Annotated in this window: 13 protein-coding genes (1 of these 13 running past the window's edge); 8 read left to right on the top strand and 5 right to left on the bottom strand. The window is 60.7% G+C overall.

Annotated elements, in window-relative coordinates:
• Positions 1–21 precede the first annotated feature (21 nt).
• Together I6L32_RS03790 and gshA are read left to right on the top strand one after the other, a co-directional pair.
• Positions 22–2835 (top strand): pitrilysin family protein, encoded by a 2814-nt coding sequence (locus tag I6L32_RS03790; RefSeq protein WP_216944722.1) that lies wholly within the window; start codon positions 22–24, stop codon positions 2833–2835.
• Positions 2836–2893: 58 nt separating this feature from the next.
• On the top strand, positions 2894–4492 hold the full coding sequence (gshA, locus tag I6L32_RS03785; protein WP_216944721.1) for a glutamate--cysteine ligase: 1599 nt from the start codon (positions 2894–2896) through the stop codon (positions 4490–4492).
• A gap of 118 nt (positions 4493–4610) precedes the next feature.
• Here the strand turns inward: gshA and I6L32_RS03780 are convergent, their stop codons facing one another.
• Both I6L32_RS03780 and aspA read right to left on the bottom strand, forming a co-directional pair.
• A complete protein-coding gene (locus I6L32_RS03780; protein WP_010673132.1) occupies positions 4611–5930 on the bottom strand; it encodes an anaerobic C4-dicarboxylate transporter in 1320 nt (439 codons plus the stop codon).
• A gap of 131 nt (positions 5931–6061) precedes the next feature.
• On the bottom strand, positions 6062–7504 hold the full coding sequence (aspA, locus tag I6L32_RS03775) for an aspartate ammonia-lyase (protein ID WP_010673133.1): 1443 nt from the start codon (positions 7502–7504) through the stop codon (positions 6062–6064).
• Between the two features lie 449 nt (positions 7505–7953).
• On the opposite strand from aspA, the gene I6L32_RS03770 reads away from it, so the two are divergent.
• Entirely contained in the window at positions 7954–8433 is a 480-nt protein-coding gene (locus I6L32_RS03770) for an FxsA family protein (RefSeq protein ID WP_039040009.1), read from the top strand.
• A 22-nt stretch (positions 8434–8455) separates the two neighbouring features.
• Here the strand turns inward: I6L32_RS03770 and I6L32_RS03765 are convergent, their stop codons facing one another.
• Positions 8456–9790 (bottom strand): MATE family efflux transporter, encoded by a 1335-nt coding sequence (locus I6L32_RS03765; protein ID WP_235664804.1) that lies wholly within the window; start codon positions 9788–9790, stop codon positions 8456–8458.
• Positions 9791–10032: 242 nt separating this feature from the next.
• On the opposite strand from I6L32_RS03765, the gene I6L32_RS03760 reads away from it, so the two are divergent.
• The 5 genes from I6L32_RS03760 (at position 10033) to I6L32_RS03740 (ending at position 14800) form a co-directional block, all read left to right on the top strand.
• The gene (locus I6L32_RS03760; protein WP_005309514.1) at positions 10033–10326 is read left to right on the top strand and encodes a co-chaperone GroES; all 294 of its coding nucleotides are present in this window, start codon (positions 10033–10035) and stop codon (positions 10324–10326) included.
• Between the two features lie 43 nt (positions 10327–10369).
• Positions 10370–12004, top strand: coding sequence for a chaperonin GroEL (gene groL / locus I6L32_RS03755; protein ID WP_010673136.1), 1635 nt, complete (start codon positions 10370–10372; stop codon positions 12002–12004).
• A 94-nt stretch (positions 12005–12098) separates the two neighbouring features.
• A complete protein-coding gene (locus tag I6L32_RS03750; RefSeq protein WP_029313815.1) occupies positions 12099–12596 on the top strand; it encodes a molybdopterin-binding oxidoreductase in 498 nt (165 codons plus the stop codon).
• Between the two features lie 25 nt (positions 12597–12621).
• Positions 12622–14553 carry a bifunctional diguanylate cyclase/phosphodiesterase gene (locus tag I6L32_RS03745; protein WP_029313817.1) on the top strand — a complete coding sequence of 644 codons (1932 nt, stop codon included), beginning with the start codon at positions 12622–12624 and terminating at the stop codon, positions 14551–14553.
• A 58-nt stretch (positions 14554–14611) separates the two neighbouring features.
• The gene (locus tag I6L32_RS03740; protein WP_010673139.1) at positions 14612–14800 is read left to right on the top strand and encodes a hypothetical protein; all 189 of its coding nucleotides are present in this window, start codon (positions 14612–14614) and stop codon (positions 14798–14800) included.
• Between the two features lie 64 nt (positions 14801–14864).
• On the opposite strand, the gene rluA is transcribed toward I6L32_RS03740, so the two are convergent.
• Together rluA and rapA are read right to left on the bottom strand one after the other, a co-directional pair.
• Positions 14865–15521, bottom strand: a complete 657-nt coding sequence (rluA, locus tag I6L32_RS03735) for a bifunctional tRNA pseudouridine(32) synthase/23S rRNA pseudouridine(746) synthase RluA (RefSeq protein ID WP_048209170.1) — start codon at positions 15519–15521, stop codon at positions 14865–14867.
• Positions 15522–15635: 114 nt separating this feature from the next.
• A protein-coding gene (gene rapA / locus I6L32_RS03730) for an RNA polymerase-associated protein RapA (protein ID WP_216944720.1) crosses the window boundary here: on the bottom strand, positions 15636–17559 show its 3' portion. Its footprint extends 944 nt past the window's final position; only the last 1924 of its 2868 coding nucleotides appear in the window; its start codon lies beyond the right edge, outside the window; the stop codon is at positions 15636–15638.

Genomic DNA, 17559 nt, shown 5'->3' with positions numbered 1-17559 from the left:
TTTGTCACTCACGAGGTACCCGTGAACAAACTCATTCCATTAAGCATGCTGCTGGGCTTCTCCCTTCCCGTGCTGGCGGCCCCGACCCTGGTGTCCGAGCAGGTCAAGCAGGAGGGCAAGCTCGGCATTCCCTACCAGATGTACAAGCTGGACAACGGTTTGACCGTGATCCTGGCCCCCGACCACTCCGATCCCCTGGTGCATCTGGACGTCACCTATCACGTCGGCTCCTCCCGGGAAACCGTGGGCAAGTCGGGCTTTGCCCACTTCTTCGAGCACATGATGTTCCAGGGCTCCAAGCACGTTGGTGATCAGGAACACATGCGGATCATCAACGAGGCGGGCGGTGACATGAACGGCACCACCAACAAGGATCGTACCAACTACTACGAAACCGTGCCGGCCAACCAGCTGGAGAAAGTGCTCTGGCTGGAGGCGGATCGCATGGGCTTCCTGCTCGATGCGGTGAGCCAGAAGAAGTTCGAGATCCAGCGCGCCACCGTCAAGAACGAACGGGCCCAGCGCATCGACAACCAGCCTTATGGCCTGGTGGGCGAGCGGGTGGGGGAGGCACTCTATCCGCGCACCCACCCCTACTCCTGGCAACCCATCGGTTATGTGGAGGATCTCGACCGGGTCGACGTCAACGACCTCAAGCAGTTCTTCCTGCGCTGGTACGGCCCCAACAATGCGACCCTGACCCTGGGCGGCGACTTTGATACCAAGCAGGCGCTGGCCTGGATTGAGCAGTACTTCGGTTCCATCCCGCGCGGTCCGGACGTGGCCGAACCGACGCATCAGCCTGCCACCCTGCCGGCAACCCGCTACGTGACGCTGGAAGACAAGGTGCATCTACCGCTCCTGTATATCAGCTACCCGACCGTCTCCCTGGGTGACCCGCAGGAGCCGGCGCTGGACATCTTTGCCGATGTGCTGGGGGGCTCTGCCAGCTCCATGCTCTACCAGTCCCTGGTGAAAACCGGCAAGGCCATCGAGGCGGGTGCCTCCCACTCCTGCGAAGAGCTTGCCTGTACCCTGACGGTCTATGCCTACCCCAATCCGGCGGCGGATGGCAGCCTCAAGACCCTCAAGGGCGAGGTGGACAAGGTGATCGGCGAGTTCGCCCAGCGCGGCATCAAGCCCGCGGATCTGGAGAAGGCCATCAGCAGCTATCGCGCGTCCGCCATCTGGGGACTCGACAGCATCGAGGGCAAGGTAAGCCAGCTTGCCATGGGGCAGGTGCTGGCCCGGGATCCCGACTATGTGTTCAAGAATCTGGATGCCATCGCCCGGGTCAAGGGGTCTGACGTCAAGGCTGCCTACGACAAGTTCATCCAGAACAAGCCTGCCGTGGTGCTGAGCGTGGTGCCCAAGGGCAAGAGCGACTGGCAGGCCGCGACCCCGAACTTCACCCCCGCCAAGCGGGAGCTGCCGGATTACAGCAAGCATGACAAGGTGCTGGCCGAGCGGCCGGTGAAAGATGACTTCGATCGCAGCGTGCAGCCCAAGGCGGCCGATGCGGTGAGCGTCAAGGTGCCCGCCATCTGGCGTGGCAAGCTCGACAAGGGGATCGAGATCATTGGCACCCACAGCGACGAGATCCCGGCCGTCTCCATCATGATCGCCCTGCCGGGTGGCATCCGGGCCGAAGGCAAGGGAGAGCTGGGGCTGGCCAGCCTCACCGCCGCCATGTTGGAGCAGGGGACGACGCGCCTCTCCGAGGCCGAGCTGAGCGACGAGCTGCAAAAACTCGGCGCCAGCATCAGCGTCTCCAGCGCCCAGTACAACAACCTCATCACCATCAGCAGTCTGGCGGACAAGCTGCCCGAAACCCTGGCGCTGGTGCGGGAAGTGCTGCTGCAACCCGGCCTGCGGGAAGCGGACTTCGAGCGGCTCAAGACCCAGATGCTGCAAGGGATGAAACAGAGCGAGCAGCAACCCGAGTGGCTGGCGGGTCAGGCGTTCCGCGAACTGGTCTATGGCAAGCAGAACCGCCTCGGCCAACCCTCTGACGGGGTGCTGGCGGACGTGGAGAAGCTGACCCTGGCGGATGTGAAGCGCTTCTATGAGGCCTATTACAATCCGACCAATGCCAAGGTGGTGGTGACAGGTGATGTGACCGCCCAGCAGGTGGAATCCGGTCTCGCCTTCCTGACCCAGTGGCAGGGGGCCGCCCCGACCCTGGGGGATCTCAAGCCAGGGGGAGAGCAGGCCAAGCCAGGCATCTATCTGGTGGACAAGCCGGGGGCCCCTCAGTCGGTGATCCGCATCGGCCGCCGCGCCATGCCGTTTGACACCACGGGAGACTATTTCATCGCCAACCTGATGAACTTCAACCTGGGCGGCAACTTCAACAGCCGCATCAACCTCAACCTGCGGGAAGACAAGGGCTACACCTATGGTGCCAGCTCGGGCTTCCAGGCCAACCGCGAAGCGGGGGTCTTCGCGACCGGCGCCAACGTGCGCACCGATGCGACCGTGGATGCTATCCGCCAGTTCCTCAAGGAGATGGACGGCTACCGCAAGAGCGGGCCGACCCCGGTGGAGCTGGCCTACATGCGCAGCGCCGTCTCCCAGCAGGATGCGCTCTCCTACGAGACCCTGGGGCAGAAGGCTGGCTTCCTGCTGCAGATGATCATGTACGACCTGAAGCCGGACTATGTGCAGGCCCAGAACAACCTGATCAAAACGGTGTCACCCGAGACGCTGAAGGCCAGTGCAGCCCGCTGGCTGGATCCGGCCGAGATGGTGATTGTGGTGGTGGGAGACAAGCAAAAGCTTGAAAAACCCCTGAGCGAGCTTCATCTTCCCATCTATCCACTGCAACTGCCCTGAGGGGCGTCGCAACAATAAGTGCCGCCCCGGGTGGGGCGGCCACACATGAGCCGTGAATATGACTACTACTAGCTTGTCGCTCACCGAGTTGCTGGCTGCGCTGGGCACCCCGGAACGGGTGACCGCCCTCAAGGGGATCCGGCGCGGGATCGAGCGCGAATGTCTGCGCATCACCCCCGAAGGGACCCTGGCCCAGACCGATCACCCCAGGAGCCTGGGGTCGGCCCTGACCCATGCCAACATCACCACCGATTACTCCGAGAGCCTGCTGGAGTTCATCACGCCGGCCACCGACTCCATCGAGAGCCTGATCGAGCAGCTCGGCGACATTCACCGCCACACCATTCATCATCTGGGAGAGGAGCGGATCTGGCCCCTCTCCATGCCCTGCTTCGTCGGTGACGAGGAGAGCATCCGCCTGGCCCAGTACGGCAGCTCCAACATCGGGCGGATGAAGACCCTCTATCGCCAGGGGCTGAAGAACCGCTATGGCAGCCTGATGCAGGTGATCGCCGGGGTGCACTTCAACTTCTCCATGCCGGACAGCTTCTGGTGCGAGTGGCAGGATCTGGTGGGAGAGGGCTGCTGCAGCCAGCGCTTCATCTCCGACAAGTACATGGGGCTTATTCGCAACGTCTACCGCTTCGGCTGGCTGGTGCCCTATCTGTTCGGCGCGTCTCCTGCCATCTGCGACTCCTTCCTCAAGGGGCGCAAGAGCAGCCTGCCGTTCCAGAAGACCGGCAAGGGCACCCTTTACCTGCCCTATGCCACGGCTCTGCGCCTGTCCGATCTCGGTTACACCAACAGCGCCCAGGCGGGGCTCAAGATCAGTCATGACAGCCTGCCCGCCTATGTGAGCAGCCTGCGCCGGGCCATCAACACCCATGATCCCGACTTCGCCAGGATAGGGGTCAAGGTGAACGGCGAGTACCGCCAGCTCAACGACAACGTGCTGCAGCTGGAGAACGAGCTCTACGCGCCGATCCGCCCCAAGCGCACCCCCCGCAGCGGCGAGAAGCCCTCGGATGCGCTGGAGCAGCGCGGCATCGAATACATCGAGCTGCGCACGGTGGACGTCAATCCCTTTACCCCGTTCGGTATCGAGGTGGATCAGATCCGCTTCTTCGATCTCTTCCTGGTCTGGTGCCTGTTGCGCCCGTCCCCCGTGCTCTCGGATGACGAGGTTGCCCGCAACCGCCGCAACCAGAACAAGGTGGTGCTGGAGGGGCGTCGCCCCGGCCTGATGCTTGAAGATGAGCAGGGCAATGCCATCGGCCTCAAGGAGTACGGCCTCAAGCTGTTCGACGAGCTGGCCGAGGTCGCAGCGCTGCTGGATCGCTGCTGCGGTCGCAACCGCTATCGCGAGACGCTGGCGATGCACCGTGAGAAGCTGCTCGACCCCGAGCAGACCTACTCCGCCCGCCTGCTCAAGCAGTTGCTTTCAAGCGGCCAGGACAACGGCTGCTTCGGCGATGCGCTGGCGAGCCGCTACCGGGAGGAGATGCTGGCCGGCGAGCTGCAGTACTGGGACGAGGCCTACTTTGCTGGCGAGGCACGGGACTCCCTGGCTAAGCAGCGGGAGCGGGAACGCAGTGACAGTCTGTCGTTCGACGACTTCCTGGCTGACTATTTCGGTACCCGCCAGACCACGGTCTGAGGATGCCGCCAGGATGACGAAAGCCGCTCCCGGGAGCGGCTTTTTCATGGGAGCCCGGCGGTGGCCTGGCATAAAAAAACGGCCCGTTCGGGCCGTTTTGCATGGGGTGGTTCACCGGTCAGAGGATGAGACCACCGAAGAAGAAGCCGAGCGCCACAGCCATGGCGATGGTGGCTACACCCGGGATGAAGAAGGGGTGGTTGAACACGGCCTTGCCGATGCGGGTGGAGCCGGTGTCGTCCATCTCGACCGCGGCCAGCAGGGTCGGGTAGGTCGGCAGTACGAACAGGGCGCTCACGGCGGCGAAGGAGGCGATGGCCGCCAGCGGGCTGACACCCAGTGCCAGGGCGGCAGGCATCAGGGCCTTGGTGGTGGCACCTTGCGAGTAGAGCAGCATGGAGGAGAAGAACAGCACCACGGCCAGCAGCCAGCTGTATTGGCTCAGCAGATCGCCGGCGAACGCCTGGATCTCCACCATGTTGCCCTTCACGAAGACGTTGCCCAGCCAGGCCACGCCCAGCACGCAGATACAGGCGGACATGCCGGACTTGAAGGTCGGCATGTTGGTGATCTGGGCCGCGTCCAGTTTGCAGAACAGGACCATCAGGGTAGCGGCGGAGAGCATGATGCCCATGATGGCGCCATCGCGGGGGATCGGCGGATTGCTGATGAGGCCGACGTTGCCGGAGATGGCGGTGGCATAGGCCATCACGGCCACGATGGAGGCGACGAAGATGCCGACGGAGAGCTTGGCATAAGGCTTGATTTCAACCTGGCTGGTACCGCGCAGCTTGATGAGTCCCTTGGCTTTGCGCTCCAGATAGACTTCGTCCTGATCCAGCGGCTTGCCCAGCAGGTTGGCGATGAAGGCCCCCAGCAGACAGGCGATGAAGCTGGACGGGATGCAGATGGCCAGCAGGGTCAGGTAGTCGACGCCAAGCGGCTCCAGCATGCCGGAGAAGGCGACCACGGCCGCCGAGATGGGGGAGGCGGTGATGGCGATCTGGGAGGCGACGACCGCGATGGAGAGCGGACGGGACGGGCGAATGCCCTGCTCCTTGGCCACTTCGGCGATCACCGGCAGGGTGGAGAAGGCGGTGTGACCGGTACCGGCCAGCATGGTCATCAGGTAGGTGACGACCGGCGCGGCGAAGGTGATGTGCTTGGGATTCTTGCGCAGGGCTTTCTCGGCCAGGTGCACCAGATAATCCATCCCGCCGGCCAGCTGCATGCAGGCGATGGCGCAGATGACGGACGCGATGATCATGATCACGTCCCACGGGAGATAGGTCACCAGCTGATCGCTCGGGATGGGCATGCCCAGCCCCCAGGTCAGCACCAATACCCCCAGACCACCGGCAAAGCCGATACCTATGCTGCCTATCCGGGCCCCCAGATAGATAGCGGCGAGCACGACAAGTAACTCGATTCCAATCATAGCGAACACTCCATTTTCCAGTTTTTTTTAGGTTTTATTAGGCTGAAAAGCCAATTCCCGATGGGGCTGTGGGGAGACCGCTCGGGAATTGACTTTAAATGGGCCGGGATAACCCCGGCCCATCTGCTCGCTTATACGGTGGCTTCGCGGGTGTAACGCTTGGCTTTGTATTGCGGGTTCATCAGGTTCTCGATGGAGAGGATCTCGTCCAGCTGTTCGGCGGTCAGCAGGCCGCGTTCCAGCACGACTTCGCGGACGTTCTTGCCGGTCTGGGCACAGATCTTGCCGACGATGTCGCCTTCATGGTGACCGATGAAGGGGTTCAGGTAGGTCACGATGCCGATGGAGTTCAGCACGTGGTTCATGCAGATGTCCGGGTTGGCGGTGATGCCTTCCACGCACTTCTCGCGCAGGGAGATGCAGGCTTTTTCCATCAGGCTCAGGGATTCGAACATGGCCTGACCAATCACCGGCTCCATGACGTTCAGCTGCAGCTGACCGGCCTCGGCGGCGAAGGTGATGGTGACGTCGTTGCCGAATACCTTGAAGCAGGACTGGTTGACCACTTCCGGAATGACCGGGTTGACCTTGGCCGGCATGATGGAGGAGCCTGCCTGCATTTCCGGCAGGTTGATCTCTTTGAGCGCGGTGCGCGGGCCGGAGGAGAGCAGACGCAGGTCATTACAGATCTTGGAGAGCTTCATGGCTAGGCGCTTGACCGCACCGTGCAGCATCACATAGGCGCCGCAGTCGGAGGTCGCTTCGATGAGGTCCTCTGCCGGCACGTAGGCACGACCGGTGATCTCGGCCAGACGCTTGATGGCAAGACCGGAGTACTCGGGCGGAGTGTTCAGACCGGTACCGATGGCGGTGGCGCCCAGGTTCACTTCCAGCAGCAGCTCCTGGCAACGCTTGATGGATTTGATCTCTTCACGCAGGGTGACGGCGAAGGCGTGGAACTCCTGACCCAGGGTCATGGGCACGGCGTCCTGCAACTGGGTACGGCCCATTTTCAGGATATGTTTGAATTCCTTGGCTTTGACATCGAAGGCGGCGATTAGGGCTTCCAGAGCGTGCAGGGTGGTGTCGGTGCTGTTGACCACGGCCACGCGGAAACCGGTGGGGTAGGCATCGTTGGTGGACTGGCACTTGTTGACGTGATCGTTGGGGTTGATGACGTCGTAGCGACCCTTTTCAAGTCCCATCAGCTCGAGGGCGATGTTGGCCAGCACTTCGTTGGTGTTCATGTTGACGGAGGTACCGGCGCCGCCCTGATAGACATCGACCGGGAACTGATCGAAGCACTTGCCGGTGTTCAGCATCAGGTCGCAGGCTTCGACAATCTTGTCTGCGATCTCGGGACGGATGGTGCCCAGCTCACCGTTGGCCAGTGCAGCCGCCTTCTTGGTCAGGACCATGCCACGAACAAACTCGGGAACGTCAGAAATCTTCTGAGTGCTGATCTTGAAGTTTTCAACAGCGCGCAGGGTGTGCACGCCGTAGTAGAGGTCGTTGGAAACTTCTTTGGTGCCCAGCAGGTCTTCTTCAATGCGGACGTTCTTGATGTCGCTCATTGTTATGCCTCAGAAATCAAATAAATGGAAACGATCCTCACCGAGTGGTCGCGATTTCCCTACGCACATTTCATCCTGAAGCACCACACATCGGGTGGGGCAGTTGGGAGCCAGTTGCTCCCTGTGCAATGACTGGTGTTGATGTTACCCCAATTGAGGTATCCGGTATTAGACCTGGATCACTAAATTTGAGGCAACCTCAAATTTCTTGTGGTCATTAAACAGATATTGCAATCGGGCGATTAACTTTGACAGAACAACCACCTCAATCCCAGTTGGGCGGACAAATATTTATCCGTATTCCGGGGCCTGCGGCAGGAGAGGCTTGAAAAATGATCAAGCAGCCCCATTTTAATGTCAGAAGACCTGAACCCGGCGCGTCAGCATCAGCGATGTGCGGCTGCCGACCGGACACCCCGGGTCCATTCATTCATCGCTCCGAGGTTGCTATGGGCAAGTTGTTACTGTTGTTGGTCGGGCTGGTATTGCTGGAGCTCACCGTCATGATCAAGGTGGGCTCCGTGATCGGGGCCTTGCCGACCGTTGGCTTGCTGGTACTGACCGCCGTGCTGGGATCGTCGCTGGTGCGCAGCGAGGGGATCAAGACCCTGCTCACTGCCCAGCAGAAGATGCAGCTGGGGGAGATGCCCGGCCGCGAGGTGATGGGGGGCATGATGCTGGCGCTGGCGGGCTTGCTGCTGATTATCCCGGGGTTTGTGAGCGATATTGTCGGCATCCTGCTGCTGCAGCCCTGGCTGCGCAACATGCTGGCCGACAAGCTGATTGGCAGCAATCAGTTCAGGATGCAGATGGGGGGCTTCCAGGCTCGCCAGCAGCCGTTCGAGCCGGGTCCCGGAGATGACAGGCCCGGACAATCCCCGCGAGGGGGTGGCAACACCATCGAAGGGGAGTTCGAACGCAAAGAGTAATCGCGAGCCTCGGGCTGTGCCGTCAGGATCTCCCCTGATGGCACAGCCGCTCGAATCTGTGGCGGGCATACCCCCATGCCAGCAATCCGGCGGCCAGGTTCGCCAGCAGCATCCCCAGATAGATCCCCTGTTCTCCCCCCAGTTTTGCCCCCAGCCAGGCCCCTGGCAGCAAGAAGACAAACAGTCTGATGCCGTTTATCAGCAGTGACACCGCCGATGCCCTGACGCCGTTGAGGGCCGAGGCCAGCAGCATCACCATGCCCTGAAAGCCGTAGCCGATGGGGACCAGATGCAGATAGAGCACGATGAGGCGCACCACTTGCGGATGATCGCTGAACAGATCGGCGATGAAGGGGGCGAGAAGCCAGGTCAGCACGTAGACCCCAAGCTGGAACAGCAGGGCAAAGCGCATGCAGAGCAGCAGGGCGGCCTTGGCTCGGGCCGGATTCCCGGCGCCGCAGTTCTGCGAGATGAAGGGGGCCAGCACGGAAGAGAGCGCCATCATCACGATGAGCAGCAAGGCCTCGACCCGGGATGCCGCGCCGTAGGCGGCGACCACCTCGGTTCCGAGCCCGGCGAAAATGATCATCAACACGGCGTTGGCCAGTGGGTTGAGCATGTTGGTAAACGATGCGGGCACAGCCACATGGAGCAGGGCGCGCCAGTGGGCCAGCAACTGCGGGCGCGGGGAGAGGCGCCAGCGCAGCAGGCCCTCGCGGTGGCGCAATATATAGAGGCTGACCAGCATGGCCATCAGCCAGGAGAGGGAAGTGGCAATGGCGGCTCCCCGAATGCCCCACTCAGGGAAGGGGCCTGGCCCGAAGATGAGCAGAGGATCCAGCACGCCGTTGACCAGACCGGCGACCCCCATCACCAGACTGGGGGTCTTGGTATCCCCCGTGGTCCGGATGGCCGCATTGCCGACCATGGGCACGACCAGCATGGGGACGGTCAGATACCAGATGAGCATGTAATCGTGGATGAGGGAGATGAGCTCGGGGCTGGCCCCCAGCAGGGTGAACAGAGGGGTAATGGTCATTGCCCCCAGTCCGGCAAGCAGACTCACCAGGATGACGGCGAGGAACAGGCAGTCTGTGGTGATGCGGGCAGCCTCGTCATGGCGACCCTGCCCCAGGGCATGACCGAGCAGGGCGCACAGGCCCGCTCCCAGCCCCATGGTCAGGGAGGTGACGACAAAGGTGACCGGGAAGGTGAAGCTGATGGCGGCCAGCGCCTGGGTACCCAGCATGCCGATAAAGAAGGTATCGACCAGGTTGAAGGCGAGGATGGCGATGATGCCCAGGATCATGGGGCCCGTCATGCGCAGCAGCATGGGTGTCATGGGGGCGGTCAGCATGGGGTTGGGTCGGCTCAAGGCAGAGTCTCTAGGTGCTTTGGGCCTGAATGCTGGCCGTCTCCATCCGCCTTCCTGATTGGGGATGGGTGATCCATCGAAGGTGTTCATAGTACGTGAAAATATTTTTTTTGTATTTGCCCTTGAAGGGCTAGCCCTGTTGCCCCAGATCAGGGACATGACAAATTTGGCCGATTGCGGCCATTCCTCAAGCAACACAGAGACTCATTTTGGGAGAGTTATCGATGAAAATTCGTCCACTGCACGACCGCGTCATCATCAAGCGCATCGAAGCTGAAGCCAAATCCGCTGGCGGCATCGTCTTGACTGGCACTGCGGCCCAGAAGTCCACCCGTGGTGAAGTTCTTGCCGTGGGGACTGGTCGAATTCTGGACAATGGGGATGTCAAAGCACTGGCCGTCAAGGTGGGTGACAAGGTGATCTTCAACGAAGGCTACGGCGTGAAGACCGAAAAGCTGGATGGCCAGGACGTACTGATCCTGTCCGAGACCGACATCCTGGCGATTGTCGAAGAGTAATCACCCTCCCTCTTTTCCCGAATTGATTTAAGGATTGAAGAACATGGCAGCTAAAGAAGTTAAGTTTGGCAACGAAGCTCGCATCAAAATGCTGGAAGGCGTCAACATCCTGGCCGATGCCGTCAAGGTGACCCTGGGCCCGAAAGGCCGCAACGTGGTGCTGGACAAGTCCTTCGGCGCCCCGACCATCACCAAGGATGGCGTCTCCGTTGCCCGTGAAATCGAACTGGAAGACAAGTTCCAGAACATGGGTGCCCAGATGGTCAAGGAAGTCGCTTCCAAGGCCAATGACGCCGCCGGTGACGGTACCACCACTGCCACCGTACTGGCTCAAGCCATCGTCAATGAAGGCCTGAAGGCCGTTGCCGCCGGCATGAATCCCATGGATCTGAAGCGTGGTATCGACAAGGCCGTTGTGGCTGCCGTTGCCGAGCTGCAAGCACTGTCCACTCCCTGTGCCGACAACAATGCCATTGCCCAGGTAGGCACCATCTCCGCCAACTCCGACGAGAAGGTCGGCAAGCTGATTGCCGAAGCCATGGACAAGGTCGGCCGTGACGGCGTCATCACCGTGGAAGACGGTCAGGGCCTGGACGACGAGCTGGCGGTGGTAGAAGGCATGCAGTTCGACCGCGGCTACCTCTCCCCTTACTTCGTGAACAAGCCGGAAACCGGCTCCGTCGAGCTGGATGACCCCTTCATCCTGCTGGTGGACAAGAAAGTCTCCAACATCCGCGAAATGCTGCCGGTGCTGGAAGGTGTGGCCAAGGCGGGCAAACCGCTGATCATCGTGGCCGAAGACGTGGAAGGCGAAGCGCTGGCGACCCTGGTGGTCAACACCATGCGTGGCATCGTGAAAGTGGCCGCCGTCAAGGCGCCGGGCTTCGGTGATCGCCGCAAGGCCATGCTGCAGGATATCGCCATCCTGACCGGTGGTACCGTGATCTCCGAAGAAGTGGGCATGGAGCTGGAAAAAGCGACCCTGGAAGATCTGGGCCGTGCCAAGCGCATCGTCATCACCAAAGAGAACACCACCATCATCGATGGCGTGGGCGATGCTGCCCTGATCGAAAGCCGCGTGGCCCAGATCCGTCAGCAGATCGAAGAGACCTCTTCCGATTACGACCGTGAGAAGCTGCAAGAGCGCGTGGCCAAGCTGGCCGGCGGTGTTGCCGTGATCAAGGTGGGTGCTGCCACTGAAGTTGAAATGAAAGAGAAGAAAGCCCGTGTTGACGATGCCCTGCACGCCACTCGCGCAGCCGTGGAAGAAGGCGTGGTTGCCGGTGGTGGTGTAGCGCTGGTGCGCGTTGCTGCCAAGCTGGCCTCCCTGCGTGGTGACAACGAAGACCAGAACGTCGGTATCAAGGTTGCCCTGCGCGCCATGGAAGCCCCGCTGCGTCAAATCGTCATCAACGCCGGCGAAGAAGCCTCCGTCATCGCCAATGCCGTGAAGAACGGTGAAGGCAACTACGGTTACAACGCCTACACCGAACAGTACGGCGACATGCTGGCCATGGGTATCCTGGATCCTACCAAGGTAACCCGTTCTGCCCTGCAGTTCGCCTCGTCCGTCGCTGGCCTGATGATCACCACAGAGTGCATGATCTCCGAGCTGCCGAAGAAAGATGCACCTGCCATGCCTGATATGGGTGGCATGGGCGGTATGGGTATGATGTAATCCCGTCAAGTCATCAAACGGCTCGCTTTTGCGGGCCGTTTTTTTTAGTGCTACTAAGCTGAAGTTGTTGATAGTGAAATGATCTGAGGTGAACATGCGATACTTAGGGCTTCTCCCGTTACTCCTTTCCCTGGCCTTGCCGGGCATGGCGCAGGCGACACCGCAGGGGCCGGTCATTCTCAAGGTGACGGGGAATCTGGACCCTGCCGACCCGGCAGATGGAGAGGTGCTGTTCGATATGGCCATGATCCAGGCGCTGCCGCAGCATGAGGTGGTGACGAGCAATCCCTGGGTGGACAAACCGCACAAATACGTAGGGCCGAAACTGGCGGACGTGCTGACGGAGGTGAAGGCCAACGGCAAGAGCATCACGCTCACCGCCCTGAACAGTTTCCAGATCCGGATCAACTGGGATAAGGTCAAGCAATACGATCCTATTCTGGCCTGGCAGGATGACGGGATGACCATGCGGGTACGTGACAAGGGGCCGCTCTGGTTTATCCTGCCACTGGATCAGCATCCCGAACTCAGGCGTTCCGAGTTCACCGACATGATGATCTGGCAACTGAGTGCGATCGACATTCAGCAGTAAAAACGGTGGTTTACGGGAGTACTGGGTGAAAGCGAAGACCAGGGCCTGGCCCTTACTCGGCGTTCTTTATCTATCCATTCTGTTGTTCACGGGTAGCACCCTCTATTGCCTGGTGCAGATACAAAATGCGACCCGGGTGATGGAGAAGTACACCTATGACGTCTCCTGGGCATTGATGCAGTTGCAGCTCGAGCTGGGCCGCTTTCTCAATGCCGTCGAGATTTACCACTATGGCGGCATAGACCAGGAAGCCCTGCTGCTCCGCTATGACATTCTCTGGAGTCGTACCCCCATCCTTCTGAGCGGCCAATTGAGAAAAAGCCTCGCGGACAATCCAAAGACGCTGCGGCTGGTGAAACTGACCGAAAGCAGTATCCGCAAGCTGGAGCCTGATTTGGTCAGGCTCAAACCGGGGACGCCGGATTACCAGCAAGTCATGATGACACTGGCGCCCTTGCAGGAACCCCTCTCTTACTCTCTTGCTTCCGTCATGCAGAACAACATCAACGTCTATACGGGCAACGACGCGCGTTTTGGCCAGTTGCGCAATGCCCTGCTGTTCATGGTGTCGGGGCTGGTGGTGTCCGTCATTCTGCTCAGCGGCCTGCTGGTGCGAGAAGCCAGGCGCCATTTCAGGACCGCTAGGATCGATCCTCTCACCGGGCTCGCCAACCGGCTGGCGCTGCTGGAAAAGATGGATGCCTATGTCACCCGTGACACCTCCTTCGGACTGGTGCTGGTCGACATCAACGACTTTCGCGATATCAACAGCAAGTTTGGCTACAACACAGGGGACCTTCTGCTGCAAGAGGTGGCAAAGCGGCTGCGCGCCCTGTGCGAAAACGGGGAGTGGGTGGCGCGTTTGGGGGGAGATCAGCTTGCCATGCTGCAACGGGAGGGGAGCGATCTTCGCCAGGTCAGGGAGCTCGTGGCTAGAGTACTCCACTCGATCAAGCAAGACATCATCATCGACAACTACCCTTTCCGGCTTGAGGTCGGTATCGGTATCGCCTTCTTCCCGACCGACAGCAACCAGACCCAGGAGTTGCTCAGCCGGGCGGAGCAGGCCCTCTCTCACAGCCGCAAGACCCATGTTCCATATGTCATCTATGACAGTTCCCTGCTCAACGAGACGGCCAGGCGCAAGCATCTTGCGTCTGACATGGTGATGGCGCTGGAGCACAATGCGCTCGAGCTCTATTACCAGCCCATCGTCAATCTGGAAAGTGGCCGCTGTGAAGCCGTGGAGGCGCTGCTGCGCTGGCGCCATCCCGAGCTTGGCTTTATTCCCCCCAACGAGGTGATCCAGGTGGCGGAAGAGTTCCAGCTGGCCGAGAAACTGGGTGGCTGGGTATTGAATACCGCATGTGAACAACTGCATCAGTGGCAGCACCTGGGTTTGGTGGACTTGCAGATGTGCGTGAATATCTCCCCGGGCATGTACCAGCGCAACCTGTTGAAGCTGGTGGCCAGAGCGCTGATGGAGCACCATATTCCCGCGTCCAGCCTGGTGCTGGAGGTGACGGAAGACACCACCATGCGCGAGGTCAAGAACTCGCTGCAGTTGATGCAGGATCTCAGCCAGCAGGGTGTGCATCTGGCCCTTGACGACTTCGGCACCGGCTACTCCTCCCTCAGCTATCTGCAGAAGCTGCCGGTGAGCAAGGTGAAGATAGACAGGTCCTTCATTCAGGGTATCGACACCTCTATCGAGGCGGCCGAACTGGTCGCCAACATCTGCCGTATGGGCTCCATGCTTGGCAAGAAACTGGTATGTGAAGGGATCGAGACTCAGGGGCAGCTCGATGTGCTGCGTTCATTGACCGACATACATCTGTATGGGCAGGGATATCTGTTCAGTCGCCCGGAGCATGCCGAAAAGGCCTATCAGACATTGCTGGAGATGGAAGAGCGCTGGTTGGCCCGGCGCTCGCCGGACAAGGCATATCTGCGTTGAACGATATGGCTCATGTCTCACCGGGCCTGGCCGATAGTCTCTTGGCAGGAGGTACACAATGGATATTTCTAGTTCTGCAAATGCGTCGTTCGGTTCTGCACTGATGGTGGCCAGCCTGGCCAAAAAGCAGCAGACCCAGGAAGGCGAATCCGCACTGAAACTGCTGGAAACAGCAGCGCAATCCGCTCCGGCTGCGCCGACATCGGCCAGCGCTTCCCTCGGAAGCAAGATCGATATCCGCGTCTGAGCGATAAAAAAGCCCCCATCTCTCGATGGGGGCTTTCTTTTTATTTGGTTGTTACCTGTCAGGCTCAGACCGGGAAAGGGGCCGGTGCCTCGAAGGTCATCCGCTCGCCGCTGCGGGGGTGGCTGATGGTCAGGCTGGCCGCATGCAGATAAAGGTGCGGTGCAGCCGCCAGCGCATCCGGGTTGGCGTAGAGGTTGTCACCGAGGATGGGGTGACCCAGCTCCAGCATGTGTACCCGCAACTGATGGGAGCGACCGGTAATCGGGGTCAGCTTGATCAGGCTGTTGCCGTTCTCCACCTTAAGTTTTTGCCACAGTGTCAGGGCATGACGCCCCTCCTCAAAATCCACCTTCTGCTTCGGCCGGTTGGGCCAGTCGACGCAGAGCGGCAGATCCACTTCGCCCGCATCCAGCTCCGGTTCACCCCACACCCAGGCGAGGTAGTGCTTCTCGGTCTCCCGCTCGCGGAATTGCCGGCTCAGCTCCCGGTGGGAGTTGGGGTTGAGCGGGATCACCAGCACGCCTGTGGTCGCCATGTCGAGGCGATGGGCGGCTGCCGCCTTGGGGTGCTGCTGCTTGACCCGATGGAGCACGCTGTCTTCATTCTCGGGGCCGCGCCCGGGGACGCTCAGCAGGCCAGTGGGCTTGTTGACCACCATGATGTCCTTGTCCTTGAACAGGATATCGAGCCAGGGTTCAAGGGGCGGTGAGTATACAAACATAGTGTCTCGCATCTTTGGTCAAAGCGGGGGCAAGCCCCCATCAGTTATGGGTAACCACGATAAAAAAGTGCATGGCAGCCAACTCGCGTTGGGTTTGGCCATTTCACCGTTTTATCAGTTATGGGTAACCACAATAAAGCGGATGGCATCCAGCTTGAGCTGGGTCTGGTCGATCAGGTGGTGCAATTCTGCCTGCAGATTGCGCAGATATTCCAGCTCGCTGTCGCGCACGTTCGGGTTGACCGCCTTGAGCGCTTCCAGACGATCGAGATCCTGCTGCAGGGTCTGCGCCATCTGGGCGCGGGCTTTGTCGACAATCCCGGCCTTCAGCTCTTCGGCAATGGCCTGGCCCTTGCCAATCAGACCGTGGATCACTGGCTGGGACGCAGTCACCAGCTTGCTGCCGAGGTGGCGGTTGACCGGCGTCAGCTGGCGGTTGAAGGCATCGAATGCCACTTTCTCGCCCAGATTCTGGCCGTTCTTGTCCATCAGCAGACGGATCGGCGTCGGCGGCATGAAGCGGTAGAGCTGGGGATGAGCTGCGGACTCGGCAACGAAGATCAGCTCAAGCAGGATGGAGCCGACCGGCAGCGCCTTGTTCTTGAGCAGTGCCACCGAGGTGGCACCGATCTCGGAACCCAGGATCAGGTCGATACCGCCGCGCATCATGGGGTGATCCCAGGAGAGCAGCGCCATGTCATCCCGTGACAGGGCGGTGTTGCGATCGAAGGTGATGGTCATGCCGTCTTGCGGCAGGCCCGGGAAGCTCGGCACCAGCATGTGATCCCCGGGAGTCAGCACCAGCGCATTTTCACCGCGATCATCCTGGTTGACGCCGATCTCGTCGAACATCTTGAGGGCGAAGGAGATCATGCCGGTGTCGTCATCTTCGGCGGCGAGCTTGTCGACCAACTGCTGGGCGGCCTCGCCACCGCTGGAGTGGATTTCCAGCAGGCGATCGCGACCCTGTTCCAGCCGGGCCTTGAGCGGCTCGTGCAGTTCGCGGGTCTTGGCCAGCAGGGCGTCGAGGGGGCCCTGCTCGCCGGTGTTGGCGGCCAGCAGCTCGAACAGCTCGTCACGTACCGCTTCGAACACCGGGCGGGCCGTCGGGCAGGTCTGCTCGAACGCATCCAGACCATCGTGATACCAGAGCTGCAGGGCGCGCTGGGCAGTCCCTTCCAGATAGGGGACGTGGATCTCGACGGTATTCTGCTGACCGATACGATCCAGTCGGCCGATACGCTGTTCCAGCAGATCCGGGTTGAGTGGCAGATCGAACAGCACCAGATGGCTGGCAAACTGGAAGTTGCGACCTTCTGAGCCGATCTCGGAGCAGAGCAGCACCTGAGCGCCCCCCTCAGCTTGAGCGAAATAGGCGGAGGCCTTGTCCCGCTCGAGGATCGACATCCCTTCGTGGAACACGGCGCCACGGATCCCTTCACGGGTGCGCAGCGCCTCTTCCAGGGCGATGGCGGTGGCTGCTTCGGAGCAGATCACCAGCACCTTATGCTGACGGGCGGAGAGCAGCAGTTCCAGCAACCATTCGACGCGCGGGTCGAACTGGGTCCAGGTAGCGTTGTCGCCTTCGAACTGCTGGAAGATCTTCTCGGGATAGAGGTAGCGCAAGGCACGGGTCTGCAGATCGCCGCCATTGCCACCCATCATGCCCATCACCTTGATGGCGGTCTTGTACTGCTCCGGCAGCGGCATGGGGTAGATGTTGAGATGGCGCTCCGGGAAGCCCTGAATATTGGCGCGGCTGTTACGGAACAGCACCCGGCCGGTGCCATGTTGATCCAGCAGCTTGGCGACCGCCTGCTGACGGGCGGCTGCATCGTTTAAGTCCAGCCCTTCCAGCTGGCTGGCGAGGATTTGCTTGGCTTCATTGCTCAGGGTCTCGCCATCCAGCAGCTCTTGCGCGGCGCTGGCAACCTGACCATAGGCCTGCTCCTCGGCGAGGAAGGCGTCGTAGTCGTAGAAACGCTCGGGGTCGAGCAGGCGCAGACGGGCAAAGTGGCTCTGGTGGCCCAGCTGATCC

The sequence above is a fragment of the Aeromonas sp. FDAARGOS 1402 genome (assembly GCF_019046925.1).
Classification (GTDB): domain Bacteria; phylum Pseudomonadota; class Gammaproteobacteria; order Enterobacterales; family Aeromonadaceae; genus Aeromonas; species Aeromonas caviae.
This window is presented reverse-complemented; position numbering and strand designations above follow the sequence as displayed.

Bases quoted from the DNA above. Each gene is read 5' to 3' on its own strand.
- gshA (WP_216944721.1), top strand. From the start codon at position 2,894: ATGACTACTACTAGCTTGTCGCTCACCGAGTTGCTGGCTGCGCTGGGC.
- I6L32_RS03780 (WP_010673132.1), bottom strand. From the start codon at position 5,930: ATGATTGGAATCGAGTTACTTGTCGTGCTCGCCGCTATCTATCTGGGG.
- aspA (WP_010673133.1), bottom strand. From the start codon at position 7,504: ATGAGCGACATCAAGAACGTCCGCATTGAAGAAGACCTGCTGGGCACC.
- I6L32_RS03770 (WP_039040009.1), top strand. From the start codon at position 7,954: ATGGGCAAGTTGTTACTGTTGTTGGTCGGGCTGGTATTGCTGGAGCTC.
- I6L32_RS03765 (WP_235664804.1), bottom strand. From the start codon at position 9,790: ATGCTGACCGCCCCCATGACACCCATGCTGCTGCGCATGACGGGCCCC.
- I6L32_RS03760 (WP_005309514.1), top strand. From the start codon at position 10,033: ATGAAAATTCGTCCACTGCACGACCGCGTCATCATCAAGCGCATCGAA.
- groL (WP_010673136.1), top strand. From the start codon at position 10,370: ATGGCAGCTAAAGAAGTTAAGTTTGGCAACGAAGCTCGCATCAAAATG.
- I6L32_RS03750 (WP_029313815.1), top strand. From the start codon at position 12,099: ATGCGATACTTAGGGCTTCTCCCGTTACTCCTTTCCCTGGCCTTGCCG.
- I6L32_RS03740 (WP_010673139.1), top strand. From the start codon at position 14,612: ATGGATATTTCTAGTTCTGCAAATGCGTCGTTCGGTTCTGCACTGATG.
- rluA (WP_048209170.1), bottom strand. From the start codon at position 15,521: ATGTTTGTATACTCACCGCCCCTTGAACCCTGGCTCGATATCCTGTTC.